The organism is Alkalibacterium sp. 20, assembly GCF_001885615.1.
Lineage (GTDB): Bacteria > Bacillota > Bacilli > Lactobacillales > Carnobacteriaceae_A > Alkalibacterium.
Window position 1 is genome coordinate 273,678 of record NZ_LSRN01000001.1, and the last position, 12,842, is coordinate 286,519.

Here is a 12,842-nt window from a genome sequence, read left to right on the forward strand (position 1 = left end):
TTGCTTTTGAGTATTTATAACAAATCATTAATTCTTTTGTGCTATTAATTTAATTATTTATTTTAAACCTTCAAGTGTTTCCAAGCTCTCTTCGTATAGGGAATCGTCTAGTGCCACATATCCAACTTCAGTAGCCATTTCTCCAGCCATTTCTAAAGTGTATTTAGCGAATTCATAAGCTGTTTCGTTTTCCTTCATAGATTCGTTTTTCACATAGATGAATAATGGTCTTGATAACGGTTCGTAAGTGCCGTCTTGAACGGTCTCATCTGAAGGTGTTATGATTTCTCCTTCACTATTTTCGATGGGAACGATTTTAACAGTGTCCATGTTTTCTGCATAATAGGCATAACCGAAGTAAGCTAAACCGTTTGTTGAACCTTGAACCCCTTGTACCAGTACGTTGTCATCTTCAGATAGAGAGGCGTCTCTTTTTATTTGTTCGCCGTCTAAGATGATTTCATCGAAATAATCGTAGGTGCCAGAATCGGTTCCTGGACTGAATAATTTGATTTCTTCATCAGGCCAGCCATCTCGGACTTCTGCCCAGGTTGTAACGCCGCTAGCTTCTCCCCAAATCATTTCTAATTCTTCAAGAGTTAAGTAATCCACCCAATCGTTTTCTGGATTTACGACTACTGAGAGTCCGTCAAGAGCAATTTGGAATTCTGTGTATTCAATACCAGCTTCTTCTACTAGTGCAGCTTCTTCTTCTTTTATTGGTCGAGAAGCATTAGACATGTCTGTTTCTCCAGCAATAAATTTCTCGAATCCGCCACCAGATCCAGATACGCCAATGGTTGCTCGAGCCTCTGGATTTGCAATTGAAAATTCTTCGGCTACAGCTTCCAATATTGGAAAGACCGTTGATGACCCGTCTACTTGAACAGAACCAGCAATACCTTCGGAAGTTTCACCATCAGAAGTGTCGCCATTTGTTCCAGTGTCGTTTTCATCAGTCGGTTCATTCCCACATGCTGCCAAGAGAAGTGCTACACTTAATGAGGTACCTATTTTAGCTAGTCTATTCATTTTCATAATTATATCCCTCTTTTTTTTTTAGTTGAACATCGCCTGTTCATATATTCATAATAAACGACCAACATTGATTTTATGAAAATACAATGTAAAGATTGTGTAAATATTTCTTCGGCATTTTTTTATACAGTGCTGTCCGTGCTGAGAATCGTTCTGTGAATCCGTTATACTAGTTGAATCCTTGAGCGTTTTAGCTTATTATTGCTTTAAATAACAAATAAGAATTTCGCTCGATACATAATACAAAAGATAATACTTACCTAATATGATACAAACCAATGGAGGATACGTATGAAAAAAGTATTGATAATAGAAGATGAGTTATCGATAGTCAAATTACTTCAATATAATTTAGAAAAAGAGAACTATAGTGTCGAAGTAGCGATGGACGGGGAAGAAGGATTAAATCTAGCTCTGGCGAATGAGTATGCCATAATATTACTCGATTTGATGCTGCCCTCTAAAGATGGCATGGAGATATGCAAAGAATTAAGAGGAGAAAAGATCGATACCCCCATCATCATGTTGACAGCGAAAGACTCTGAGATTGATAAGATCGTTGGGTTGGAAATAGGGGCTGACGATTATATTACGAAACCGTTCAGTCCTCGTGAAGTGATTGCGAGAATTAAAGCAATCATACGCAGAATCGAGAAGAATAATAAACAGGAGACGATACCCGAAACAACTGAAAAAATCATTAAATTCGATGATATCACCATCTATCCTGAAAACTTCGAAGTCTATGTCAAAGAAGAAAAGGTGGACTTTACACCCAAAGAGTTTGAGCTACTGCTTTATTTGGCAGAAAACAAAAATCGAATCTTAAGTCGCGAACAGCTTTTGCTTGCTATATGGGACTACGATTTTACTGGAGAAACACGCATCGTCGATGTGCATATCAGTCACTTGAGAGATAAAATCGAAGAAAATCCGAAAAAACCGCACTACATTAAAACAGCTAGAGGCTTCGGCTACAAATTAGAGGTACCTAAATGAAAAAAATTCAATCGAGAATGATTTTTGTCTTTACACTTATTCTTCTGTCTTTTTCTGTTCTTTTTGTTTATATGGTTTCTTCTGTCATCGAAAGGCAAGCCGTCGAACAACAAGAAGATGCGCTATCTGTTCAATTGATGACGTTGGAAAGTCAACTAGAGAGCGAAATTACCACTTTTGAAAATAGAGACAGACTCATCACTCAGCTAGCTTCTGCATCAGAGGTAATCAATGAGAGAATAACGTTCATTGATTTGGCAGGAGAGGTTTTATATGATTCGCATGCACCCTTAGATACAATTGAGAATCATCTGGATAGACCAGAAATAGAGCAGATCATTGAAGGGCAAGAGATTGGAACGTATTATCGCATCAGCGAAAGTACGGGAGATATTTTTTACTACAGTGCCGCACCGATTCGGACGGATGAAGGGACGCTTGTAGGATTTATCAGACTATCTAAAAGTGCTGAAGAGGTGGTCGGTGTAACGGATGAATTAATGACCGCCTTATTAGTATTTATTGTGCTGTCCATTTTTGTTGCTGTCTTGTTCATACGCTATTGGGCGGAAAAAATAACCGCGCCCATTGAAAACATCAAGAATATAGCTGATGTCCTGTCTTTTCAGGATTATTCTGTTAGATATCATCCAGGTTCATACAAGGAAATTGATGAACTGGGTTACTCTATAAATAAATTAGCCGTTAATTTATACAACCAAATGGGAGAAATTAAAGAGAACGAGTTAAGGCTGAAAGAACTCGTGAATCATCTGGTTATTGGCGTGATGGTGGTTGAAAGAGATAAAACCATCAATATGGTCAATCCTATAATGAATGAACTACTCGGGGAAGATTTGAATAGCAAACAAGGAAAGCCATTCTATGAGAGTCTGCATAGCTCTGAATTGATTGCCATAATAGAAAAAGCATATGATGAACAAGTTGTTCAAAACAAAGAAATTCAAATCTATTATCCGGAAGAAAAAATAGTGGATGTCCATGTGGTCCCGATTCTTAATCAATCTTTAGAAACGCTTAATTTTATTGTTCTGCTGTATGATATCACTGAAATAAGAAGACTTGAAAAGGTGCGTACCGATTTTGTGGCTAATGTGTCGCATGAGTTGCGTACACCGATCACTGCGGTTAAGGGGTTCAGCGAGACATTGCTGGACGGCGCTTTATACGATGAAGATGTACTGGTCGAATTTTTAGAAATCATTTATAAAGAATCTAGCCGGTTAGATGCCATGGTCAATGATATTTTACAATTGTCCAAACTAGAACATAGAAAAGTTAGCGGGATAAAAGAAAAAATTCGTGTAAAAGATACTATTGATGAAGTCATCAAAATCTTAAGCCAAAAAATCGATATGAAGCAAATTCATATCAGTGTCAATAATATAGATAATGTTGAAATAAAAATAAATCCCGATCATCTCAAACAAATCTTCATCAACTTAATTGGCAATGCGGTTGCTTACACGCCAGAAAAAGGGAAAGTGACAATCGATATCGATACGCTTGATAATGAATTGCAGTTATCCGTCATTGACTCGGGAATAGGCATACCTAAAGATCAAGTGAGTAGAATATTCGAACGCTTCTATCGCGTCGATAAAGGAAGAAGCCGGAACGTCGGAGGGACAGGACTCGGCTTGTCGATCGTTAAATGGCTGGTTGAAAACAATAATGGACGCATCGAGGTGGAAAGTGAAGTTGGAAAAGGCACACGCTTTACTGTCTGGCTGCCTCTCTCAACATCCAAAACGTCTGAGAAAAATCGTTAATGCCACAAAGGGACTCCTTTCAATAGTCTTAGAAGCCGTTTAACATTCTGAGACATCTAAAACGCAAGAATAAAGCACCTGTTACGACATAAAAATTAAAAATATATGAGAACACTCATCAAAGACTAAAGATCTCGATCTTTAGTCTTTTTTATTATAAATGAGAGTAAAGTCAGGATTAGTCGTTAAAGTTGTAGAAATAAGCTCCCTACTTATGTATAATGATTTAATATAACTAATATTATAATGGTAATATAATGAGAGGGCTTTGTGAATGAGAATTGGGGAGAAGATAAAGAATAGAAGAAGAGAAATAAAAATGACTCAATCTGATCTATCAGAGGGCATTTGTACGCAAGCGATGATTAGTCGAATCGAAAAGAGAAAAGTGAGACCTAGTAGAGAATTAATGGAAAAGTTGGCTGAAAGACTAGAAGTTTCACTGCATTATTTTTACGGGGAAGATTCGATCGAGAGTCGGTATTCTAAAACTACGCAATTAAGCAAGTTGGTACGACAACATTTGGAGCGAAGAGAATACGATACTGTTTCTTATCTTATTGATTCAAATGAAGAACTCATACAGCAAGCTATTGGAGAAGACGGATTGTTCTTTGAATGGGTTAAAGGTTTATTGTTTGATTATCGTGATGGGGACAATGATAAAGCATTAAACCACTTGATCCGTCTGGAAAAAGAAATGAAAAATGGGGAATTACGCTTAGAAGTTATTGATAGTATCGGCAATCAGTACTTAAAAAAAGAGGAATATGATATAGCAGAAAAGTATTATCATAAAGGCTTTGATATGTTTTCTGAATGGATGAATCATGAGAAAAAAGCCAAGCTGATGTTGAATTATTCTATTTGTCTTGCGCAGCAAGACAAATATGGCGAATGCCTTAGTATAGTTTTCCAGGGGCTAGATTTGGTTGTAGAACAAAAGACGCTGTTTCTCTTAGGTGATTTTTTATATTATAAGGGATTTTGTCTGGAAAAATTAGAACAAAAAGAAGATGCTTTGAGTGCTTATAAACAGGCTTGGACTATTTTTGATATTCAGCAGAATGAAAAATTCACGGTCTCAATGCAATTAACTATTGACCGATTAGGAAAAGAATTGATCAAGTAGAAACAGCTCAGTGTAAATCGACCATAAAAAAATACATTCACCACTGGTACGTCGTTTCGACGAATTAGTGGGAATGTATTTTTTGTTTACAATGATAAATAACCTTTTCCATTGATAGTCTCTTTTTTCAATTCTGACTTTCAATATCCCAAATTCGAAAAAAAGACCCCCGAATAGATTCTTCGAGAGGTCAAAATCAATTATATTTTATCGTTCAAGTTAGCGTCATCTTGGTTTTCACGGATTTCGTCAGAAGCATCGTCCACTTCGACTGCAATATCCACATAAGCATCTTCAGTTGTTTCTTTCACTTCTTCTTTCAGCGTGCGGGCTTCATCTTTGATTTCTTCTGAAGCATGATGCAACTGTTCGCGTAAATCTTTAGCTGTTTTACTTATTGTCAGCTTGATGTTTTCTGTAGCTGTTCCAGCTGTTTGTGACATTTCTTCAGATCTTACTTTGGCTTTATCTGCGTAGTCACCTGCTGATTTTTTTGAATCGTCCATTCTTTTACGTAAATCTTCACGTGTTTCTTCACCGCTCTTAGGCGCGAACAATAAACCTAAAGCAGCCCCAATTAAAGCACCTTTTATAAATGACATTTTTCTTCCTCCTTGGCAATTAAGTGTTAATACTTTCTCTTTACATTATAGAGCAAACACTTGGCTTTTCAAATCAGAATCACTCGAAACCTATAAACTAATAATGATTCAAATTTTATACTTTCAGAGTGATGGTTCAGTAAAAAGTGATTTCCTTTGAAACGGTGCTTTAAAAAGCGATCCAATCATTCTAATATTAGGAATTTTTTATTCATGTTATACTATGTTCAAACTTTAAGAGGAAAAAAGACGGTAGAAAATGTGAGTTAGTCACTTGTTCCAGGAGGGATAACAATGAGATTTTATGATCGTATAGATGCAGGAAAGCAGCTAGCTGCAGCTCTTCAAATAAAAGATGCTGATAATTCCGTTGTTCTGGCTTTGCCACGAGGAGGCATTCCCCTGGGCATAGTAATTGCTGAGCAATATCACCTACCCTTTGATATGATCATGTCGAAAAAAATTGGTCATCCTTATCATTCGGAGTATGCTATTGGCGCAGTTTCTGAAAAGGGAGAGCCTATTTTAAATAGACTTGTAACCGACCATCTGGATCCGGAATGGATAAACAAGGAAGTCATCCGTCTGCGTAAAGCGATGGAAAGTCGCCGGAATAAATACTCACAAGTGCTTTCTCAACAACCGATCAAGGACAAAACAGTTTTTTTAGTGGATGATGGAATCGCGACGGGATTAACGATTCAAGCGGCGATTGCAGCTGTGAAGAAACAAAAAGCCAAGGAAATCATCGTAGCCGTGCCGGTAATACCCCAAGATACCTATTATGAGTTGCTGAGTTTGGTTGATCAGGTTGTGGCATTAGATATTCCAGTAGTTTTTCTGGGGGCTGTCGGAGCTTACTACACTCATTTCCCACAAGTAGAAGACAAACAAGTAATCGAAAGTTTAAAATCATTTTCACAGACGGATTAAATAGAAAACTCAATTTAATCTGAGCAAATTATCTTAATAGTAGCTTATACAATATCCTGATCATTCATAAGTTGAATCTTAAAATGAGTTAAACTTGTTTTGAAATTCAGCTTATTTTATTTTAAAAAAATATACTGAGGGAGTTTACAAAGATGAAAGCTATAATCATAGAAGCGTTTGGTGGAGTGGATCAATTAAAGTTAAAAGAAACGGATAAACCTGAATTGAAACCAGATCGCCTGCTCGTTGAAGTATACGCCACGAGTGTCAATCCGGTCGATATCAAACGTCGAAAAGGCTCATTTGGCGGCAGTTTACCAATGACTGTCGGTAATGACGTTGCCGGGAGAGTGCTCGAAGCAGGTGCAGACGTCAAAGGATTCGAAGTAGGAGACCGTGTGATGGCTAACGGGTCTAAAACGTATGCAGAAGTTGTTTCCGTCCGTCCGGACAGGACCGTTAAGTTAAACGACAGCATTTCATTTGAAGAGGCGGCAGCCGTTCCATTGACCGGACAAGCGGCTTATGAAGCAATCGTCTCACGAGGTCAAGTTAAGAGCGGACAAAGAGTGCTGATACATGCCGGTTCAGGGGGTGTCGGGACGCTTGCTGTTCAAATAGCTAAACTGCAAGGAGCCTGGGTTGCTTCCACGGCCAGCGGCAGCAATCAAGAGCTGCTTAAATCGCTGGGTGTCGATCGACCAGTTGATTATGAAAAGGAAGCGTTTGAAGAGGTTTTAGAAGATATCGACTTGGTCTTTAATACTATCGGGGGAAAGGTCTTAGAAAAAAGTTTGTCTCTTATTAAAAATAAAGGCAGACTTCTGTCTATTGCCGGAGACCCGAGTGAATTAGTTGATACAAAGATTTACGATGCACAATTTTTCTCGATGAAACCGACAAAAAAAGCGCTCGAACAACTCCACGAATGGCTCGTACAAGGGAAGTTAAAACCTGTTATTTCAGAGGTTTATCCTTTTTCAGAAGAAGGACTGAGAGAAGCTCATACGTTGAGTGAGACGGGCCATGTGCAAGGGAAATTAATTATCAAAGTAAAAGAGGAGAGCGACTGACTGACTGAATGGAGCGGGAAAAGATGATTTTTGTGGGCATTTTTTTAAGCGCCTTATTATTGTTTTTATCGTATAAATTCCAGATAAGATCACTGCTGTTGGGTAGTAAAGTCGTTGCACAGGGGTTTAAAATATTGGGAAAAGAAGAAGATGACTATGTAACTTGTCCGAACTGCTCAGAGAAAGTTAAAAGGACGGCCGAACCCTATTGCAGCAAGTGTGATCTATATTTTTAAATAATAGAGAGATTGATTCAGTTTAATTGATACAAAGTTCAACTTCTTTAATAAATTTTAAAGAAGTTTGTCTATACTGTAGTAGAGATAAATAGTGAGAACGATGATTGGGAGGTTAAGCGATTGAATATCGGGATAGACAAGATAGGTTTTTACACACCTGATCAATATATAGATATGGAAAAATTAGCTGAAATTAGAGGTGTCGATCCAGCAAAATATACGATAGGTATTGGACAAGAAAAAATGGCGGTCGCGCCTCTTCATGAAGATGCCGTAAGCATGGGGGCAAATGCGGCGTTAGCCATATTAGATGATGAAGACAGAGCAAAAATCGATTTGGTTTTATTTGGAACAGAGTCTGGTGTTGACCATTCAAAATCTGGAGCAGTATGGGTCCACCACTTAACAGGCATACAAGAAAATGCCCGTTCGTTTGAGCTTAAACAAGCGTGTTACGGTGCGACGGCTGGAATAAAAATGGCCATGGGTCACATTGCTTTGAATCCGGACAGTAAAGCATTAGTAATAGGCGCCGACATTGCAAAATATGGCTTAAATACAGCCGGAGAACCGACACAAGGTGCTGGAGCTGTGGCGATGGTCCTTTCAAGTAATCCGCGCATATTAGCCTTAGATAACGATAGTGCAGCTTTAACTAAAAACATTTCGGATTTCTGGCGACCTCTGTATTCAGACTATGCAATTGTCGATGGCAAATATTCGAATGAATCCTATCTTTCTTTTCTCAATGATGTCTGGGGCGTATATAAAGAAAGAACGCAGCGCGATTTAAAAGACTTTGAAGCGGTGTGTTTCCACTTGCCGTATACGAAGATGGCTAAAAAAGCGATTTTAAGTTTGACAGCAGAAGCCAGCAAAGAAGATGCAGAACGTCTGATGAGTCATTATCAGAACAGTATCATTTACAACAAACAGGTAGGGAACGTCTACACTGGTTCGCTCTATCTCAGTCTGTTGTCCTTACTTGAACAAGCACCGGAATTAAAAAAAGGATCACGTATCGGTCTGTACAGTTATGGCTCAGGCGCAGTCGGAGAATTCTTCAGTGGCGTCGTTCAACCTGATTATAAAAACTATGTAAACAAAGGAAACAATGAAGCACTATTAAATACACGTCGTGAATTGACTACGGACGAGTATGAAGAATTATTAGAAAAAGCCTTACCTAAAGACGGCTCAAATATTGAAATGAATACGGAACAGATCAAAGATGGAAAAGCATATTTAGCAGCTATCCAAGACAACCTTAGAAAATACGCAGTCAAGTAACAACGCCACAGTTTAATCGGGGTAATGTGACTCAGTTAAACGAGTGACCGAAACACCTTCTATAGTGAAATTGATTTATGCATAGAAGAGAACCTACTTAAAATTTAAAAAAGTATCAGCCAATTGCTGATACTTTTTTGTGTTTTTTTGAATAAACTGAAAAAACAGACGGAGAGCTATATAAAAAGAAGAAAATCTTAAGAGGGTCGGATAATTTTATCGAACGAAGAATTGGGTGTTTTCAAGTAAATAAAAATATATTATTAATCACTTGAATTTATTAAATACATGTAGTAAAATTACAAAACGTAATCATTACGATTTAGAATGTAAATTGAAGGAGCTATTATAATGGCGGTACCTAAAAGAAGAACATCAAAAGCAAAACAGAGAAAAAGACGTACACATAAAGGTTTGAATAATCCTGGAGGACTTTCACTTGATGCTTCTTCGGGTGAATACCGTATGAGTCACCGTATTACGAAAGATGGTTATTACAACGGAAAAAAAGTGCTGGATAAATAAAAAGTAAAAGTGGAAATATTTTTGTAGTGGAATTTTGTTTGTTTTTCAAAAATAGAAGGAGTGTGACTTTTGGCTAAGAAGAGTAAAATCGAAAAATTGAAACGTCAGGAAAGAACTGTAGAAAAATATGCTGAATTACGTAGTGAATTAAAAGAAAAAGAGGACTATGAAGCATTGGCAAAATTGCCGAGAGATGCTTCACCTACGCGTTTACAAAATCGCGACAAAATTGATGGGAGACCTAGAGGCTATATGCGTAAGTTTGGTATGTCTCGTATCAACTTCCGTAAATTGGCACACGAGGGCAAAATTCCTGGTGTAAAAAAAGCGAGCTGGTAAATCTGATCGGCAATAGAGCATAATCAGGAAAAGGAGTCGTTATAATGAGTCAGAAAATACCCGTAACAATCATTACAGGCTTTTTAGGAGCCGGAAAAACAACCTTGATCAACGAACTCTTGCATCAACCTTATGATGAAAAGGTTGCAGTCATTGTAAATGAATACGGTGACGTAGGAGTAGATCATAATCTCGTTGTGAATGTAGAAGAAGAAGTTTATCAAATGAACAATGGCTGTCTGTGCTGTGCTTTACGTACGGATTTATCGGATATGCTACGCACGATATATAATATAAGAGAAAAGCAAAAGGTATCAATTGATCGAATCGTCATTGAGACCACGGGTTTAGCAGCACCGGGGCCAATCGCTCAGACATTTATGCGCACGCCTTTCTTGCAAGATCACTTTGAAATCGATTCTGTTTTAACTTTAGTGGATGCTTCAAACGCAATGTATCAAATAGCTCATTATGAAGAATCGATCGATCAGATTGCTTTTGCGGATAAATTATTATTAACAAAAGGAGAGCAGGTAAACAGTCAAATGCTCCACTTATTGAAAAAGAAACTTCGTTCAATAAATCCTTTTGCAGATATTGACAGATTAAATCTGGAAGAAATAGCAGTAAACGACGTGTTAGGATTGAACCTTTTCGAAGAACAGAGAACAGAAAAAGATGACAGTCTGGAATTAGAAGAAGATGGAGATGGCCATGAACACCGACATGACGACCACCATCATCACGACCACGACGCACATGATCACAGTCATGACCATCATATCAACCATACAGAAGGTATGGTAACACTTTCTTTAAAAGCTTTGGAGCCAATTCATCCCACATTGATCGATATGTGGATGGATGAATTGATTATGACATATGGAATGGACCTTTTAAGGTATAAAGGAATAATACATCTTTATGGTGATGCAAATCAGATCATCTATCAAGGAGTAAACATGGCCTTTAAAGCTGAGCGTGGAGAGCCTTGGGGAGAGAGGAAACGTGAATCGGTACTCGTGTTTATAGGGAAAAACTTGCCATTGGAAGAAATGAAGAAGTCTTTCGAGAGGTGTGTCTTAACCAAAGATACAATGGAAGAACTTGGTATGGATTCGTAAACTGACTTAAACTATATATAAAGATAATATAGATAGTAGTAGGTTATACAGCTGAACCTTATGACCTCGATTTAAAGTGGAAAAGCGGTTGAAGTGAACAAGGATACTTATCATAGTAAGGAGTGGATTGATATGGCTGAAAAAAGAGATGTGTCTACGGCTCGGCGTATAATGAAGAGTCCGAATAAAAAAACAGCGCGACGAGGACTTAGAGTTATCAAACAATTAAAAAAATTGAAACGGGGAGTAAGATAAGATGAGAAAAAACATCACATTGGAATGCGTAGAAACTGGCGAACGTTTATATTTAACAAGTAAGAATACAAGCAATGATTCTGAGCGATTAGAACTGAAAAAATATTCTCAAAAATTAAGACGTAAAGCCTTGTTCAGAGAAACCAAATAACAGAAAAAATAAGCTTATAGAACTAATCAGTTTATAAGGTAGAATGTTTTCATTCTATCTTATAAACTTTTTCTATTACAGACAAAGTAGTGAGTTTTTAAAGATTCGATAAAATAAAAAAACCGTTAGTTTAAGGCGTGCTGACCAAAGTGATTTGGAAAGAGCAGGACTTTAACTGACAGTTTTTTTAATAAAACATAAAAAATAGAATCGGGATAAAAATAGCGGGGACAAAATTCATTACTTTAATTTTGGTTGCTTCCAGCAGATTAAAGCCTAAAGCTAAAATAAGAAGTGATCCGATAGCATTGATGTCATTTATCATAGGATCAGTTAAGATAGCATCTAGTCTGCTGGCAAATAAGGCGATCGCGCCTTGATAGATGAAAACCAAAAATCCCGAGAAGAATACGCCGATGCCCATACTTGAAGCAAGAATAAGACTTGTCAATCCGTCCATCACTGACTTTGTGAGTAAAATCGTGTGAGTGCCGACAAGACCACTCTCTAAAGGTCCAACAATCGACATGGCTCCCACGGCCATGATCAGGCTGCTCATCACAAATCCTTTTGATAAGGAGGCTGAACCGTTTTTAGCGGGAAAACGACTTTCAAGCATATTACCCATGTGGATTATTTTTTTATCTAGATTAATGATTTCACCAATCGTTACACCGATAACCATAGAGAGAATAATATAAATCGTATTTTCTCCAGTAGAAAGACCTGTGACACCAATGTAGATGGCACAGAGCGCGAGTGCTTTCATCAAAGCATTTTCTATATGTACAGGAATACCTTTGTTAACAAATAATCCGATAATACTCCCCACAAAAATAGCCACTGTATTTATAATAACTCCAAAAAACATAACCGTGCTCCTTTAGTTGCAAAAGTAGTATGTGTCACTCTATTATAATTGGGATACTGTGCTTATACAAATAAAAATACAAGCAGTTTATGAGAAGAATACCATTAAAGGTAGAAGAAACTGACTTCAAGTCAGTTTCAACAGCTTTAAAAGATCTAAAACTGATAACGATTCTTGTAGATGAATGAATTGTGTGCCCTTCACAAGAAATAGGGTTTGAAGATCACGTTTTTTTCTAATCTTCTTCCTTTCAAAAAATAAATATCGTTGCTGGATTTTATAATGAAGTTAGCCGCTTAGGCTAACATATAAAAAACGCCATGTGAATTTCATGTTATATTAAAGTTACCTCTAACTCTCAATAGACAGGATGAATTCACATGACGCACTCTAACGATAACACATCAGTACGTAAGGGAAAACACTTATCTTATTCAGAACGGTCTCAAATTGCTATTCTAAAGATTGAACACTACTC

At 37.4% G+C, this 12,842-nt stretch carries 14 protein-coding genes; 11 read left to right on the forward strand and 3 right to left on the reverse strand.

Annotated features, from left to right (window positions below):
* Positions 1-57 precede the first annotated feature (57 nt).
* The gene (locus tag AX762_RS01350) at positions 58-1,038 is read right to left on the reverse strand and encodes a PstS family phosphate ABC transporter substrate-binding protein (RefSeq protein ID WP_071847363.1); all 981 of its coding nucleotides are present in this window, start codon (positions 1,036-1,038) and stop codon (positions 58-60) included.
* Between the two features lie 291 nt (positions 1,039-1,329).
* On the opposite strand from AX762_RS01350, the gene AX762_RS01355 reads away from it, so the two are divergent.
* The 3 genes from AX762_RS01355 (at position 1,330) to AX762_RS01365 (ending at position 4,962) form a co-directional block, all read left to right on the forward strand.
* Positions 1,330-2,037, forward strand: a complete 708-nt coding sequence (locus AX762_RS01355; protein ID WP_071847364.1) for a response regulator transcription factor — start codon at positions 1,330-1,332, stop codon at positions 2,035-2,037.
* Complete coding sequence (pnpS, locus tag AX762_RS01360; protein WP_071847365.1) at positions 2,034-3,830, forward strand: two-component system histidine kinase PnpS; 1,797 nt, start codon at positions 2,034-2,036, stop codon at positions 3,828-3,830. The genes AX762_RS01355 and pnpS overlap by 4 nt, the downstream gene beginning before the upstream one ends.
* A 274-nt stretch (positions 3,831-4,104) precedes the next feature.
* Positions 4,105-4,962 carry a helix-turn-helix domain-containing protein gene (locus AX762_RS01365; RefSeq protein WP_071847366.1) on the forward strand — a complete coding sequence of 286 codons (858 nt, stop codon included), beginning with the start codon at positions 4,105-4,107 and terminating at the stop codon, positions 4,960-4,962.
* Between the two features lie 200 nt (positions 4,963-5,162).
* Here the strand turns inward: AX762_RS01365 and AX762_RS01370 are convergent, their stop codons facing one another.
* On the reverse strand, positions 5,163-5,564 hold the full coding sequence (locus AX762_RS01370; RefSeq protein ID WP_071847367.1) for a YtxH domain-containing protein: 402 nt from the start codon (positions 5,562-5,564) through the stop codon (positions 5,163-5,165).
* Positions 5,565-5,858: 294 nt separating this feature from the next.
* On the opposite strand from AX762_RS01370, the gene AX762_RS01375 reads away from it, so the two are divergent.
* From AX762_RS01375 to rpmG, 8 genes are all read left to right on the forward strand, one after another.
* Positions 5,859-6,497, forward strand: a complete 639-nt coding sequence (locus AX762_RS01375) for a phosphoribosyltransferase (RefSeq protein WP_071847368.1) — start codon at positions 5,859-5,861, stop codon at positions 6,495-6,497.
* Between the two features lie 152 nt (positions 6,498-6,649).
* Complete coding sequence (locus tag AX762_RS01380) at positions 6,650-7,570, forward strand: NADP-dependent oxidoreductase (RefSeq protein WP_071847369.1); 921 nt, start codon at positions 6,650-6,652, stop codon at positions 7,568-7,570.
* Between the two features lie 359 nt (positions 7,571-7,929).
* On the forward strand, positions 7,930-9,099 hold the full coding sequence (locus AX762_RS01390; protein ID WP_071847371.1) for a hydroxymethylglutaryl-CoA synthase: 1,170 nt from the start codon (positions 7,930-7,932) through the stop codon (positions 9,097-9,099).
* Positions 9,100-9,450: 351 nt separating this feature from the next.
* Entirely contained in the window at positions 9,451-9,624 is a 174-nt protein-coding gene (gene rpmF, locus AX762_RS01395; protein WP_071847372.1) for a 50S ribosomal protein L32, read from the forward strand.
* A 69-nt stretch (positions 9,625-9,693) separates the two neighbouring features.
* Positions 9,694-9,963: a 30S ribosomal protein S14 gene (rpsN, locus tag AX762_RS01400; RefSeq protein ID WP_071847373.1), complete on the forward strand. Its 270-nt coding sequence runs from the start codon at positions 9,694-9,696 to the stop codon at positions 9,961-9,963.
* Positions 9,964-10,007: 44 nt separating this feature from the next.
* Positions 10,008-11,087, forward strand: coding sequence for a GTP-binding protein (locus AX762_RS01405; RefSeq protein WP_071847374.1), 1,080 nt, complete (start codon positions 10,008-10,010; stop codon positions 11,085-11,087).
* Between the two features lie 132 nt (positions 11,088-11,219).
* Positions 11,220-11,342, forward strand: coding sequence for a putative metal homeostasis protein (locus tag AX762_RS12685; RefSeq protein WP_177244009.1), 123 nt, complete (start codon positions 11,220-11,222; stop codon positions 11,340-11,342).
* Between the two features lies 1 nt (position 11,343).
* A complete protein-coding gene (gene rpmG / locus AX762_RS01410; protein WP_071847375.1) occupies positions 11,344-11,493 on the forward strand; it encodes a 50S ribosomal protein L33 in 150 nt (49 codons plus the stop codon).
* Positions 11,494-11,680: 187 nt separating this feature from the next.
* Here rpmG and AX762_RS01415 read toward each other — a convergent pair whose 3' ends face one another.
* On the reverse strand, positions 11,681-12,364 hold the full coding sequence (locus tag AX762_RS01415) for a DUF554 domain-containing protein (RefSeq protein ID WP_071847376.1): 684 nt from the start codon (positions 12,362-12,364) through the stop codon (positions 11,681-11,683).
* Between the last annotated feature and the right edge of the window lie 478 nt (positions 12,365-12,842).

Excerpts from the sequence above, each read along its gene's own strand:
- AX762_RS01350 (WP_071847363.1), bottom strand. The coding sequence starts at position 1,038 with ATGAAAATGAATAGACTAGCTAAAATAGGTACCTCATTAAGTGTAGCA.
- AX762_RS01355 (WP_071847364.1), top strand. The coding sequence starts at position 1,330 with ATGAAAAAAGTATTGATAATAGAAGATGAGTTATCGATAGTCAAATTA.
- pnpS (WP_071847365.1), top strand. The coding sequence starts at position 2,034 with ATGAAAAAAATTCAATCGAGAATGATTTTTGTCTTTACACTTATTCTT.
- AX762_RS01365 (WP_071847366.1), top strand. The coding sequence starts at position 4,105 with ATGAGAATTGGGGAGAAGATAAAGAATAGAAGAAGAGAAATAAAAATG.
- AX762_RS01370 (WP_071847367.1), bottom strand. The coding sequence starts at position 5,564 with ATGTCATTTATAAAAGGTGCTTTAATTGGGGCTGCTTTAGGTTTATTG.
- AX762_RS01375 (WP_071847368.1), top strand. The coding sequence starts at position 5,859 with ATGAGATTTTATGATCGTATAGATGCAGGAAAGCAGCTAGCTGCAGCT.
- AX762_RS01380 (WP_071847369.1), top strand. The coding sequence starts at position 6,650 with ATGAAAGCTATAATCATAGAAGCGTTTGGTGGAGTGGATCAATTAAAG.
- rpmF (WP_071847372.1), top strand. The coding sequence starts at position 9,451 with ATGGCGGTACCTAAAAGAAGAACATCAAAAGCAAAACAGAGAAAAAGA.
- AX762_RS01405 (WP_071847374.1), top strand. The coding sequence starts at position 10,008 with ATGAGTCAGAAAATACCCGTAACAATCATTACAGGCTTTTTAGGAGCC.
- AX762_RS12685 (WP_177244009.1), top strand. The coding sequence starts at position 11,220 with ATGGCTGAAAAAAGAGATGTGTCTACGGCTCGGCGTATAATGAAGAGT.
- rpmG (WP_071847375.1), top strand. The coding sequence starts at position 11,344 with ATGAGAAAAAACATCACATTGGAATGCGTAGAAACTGGCGAACGTTTA.
- AX762_RS01415 (WP_071847376.1), bottom strand. The coding sequence starts at position 12,364 with ATGTTTTTTGGAGTTATTATAAATACAGTGGCTATTTTTGTGGGGAGT.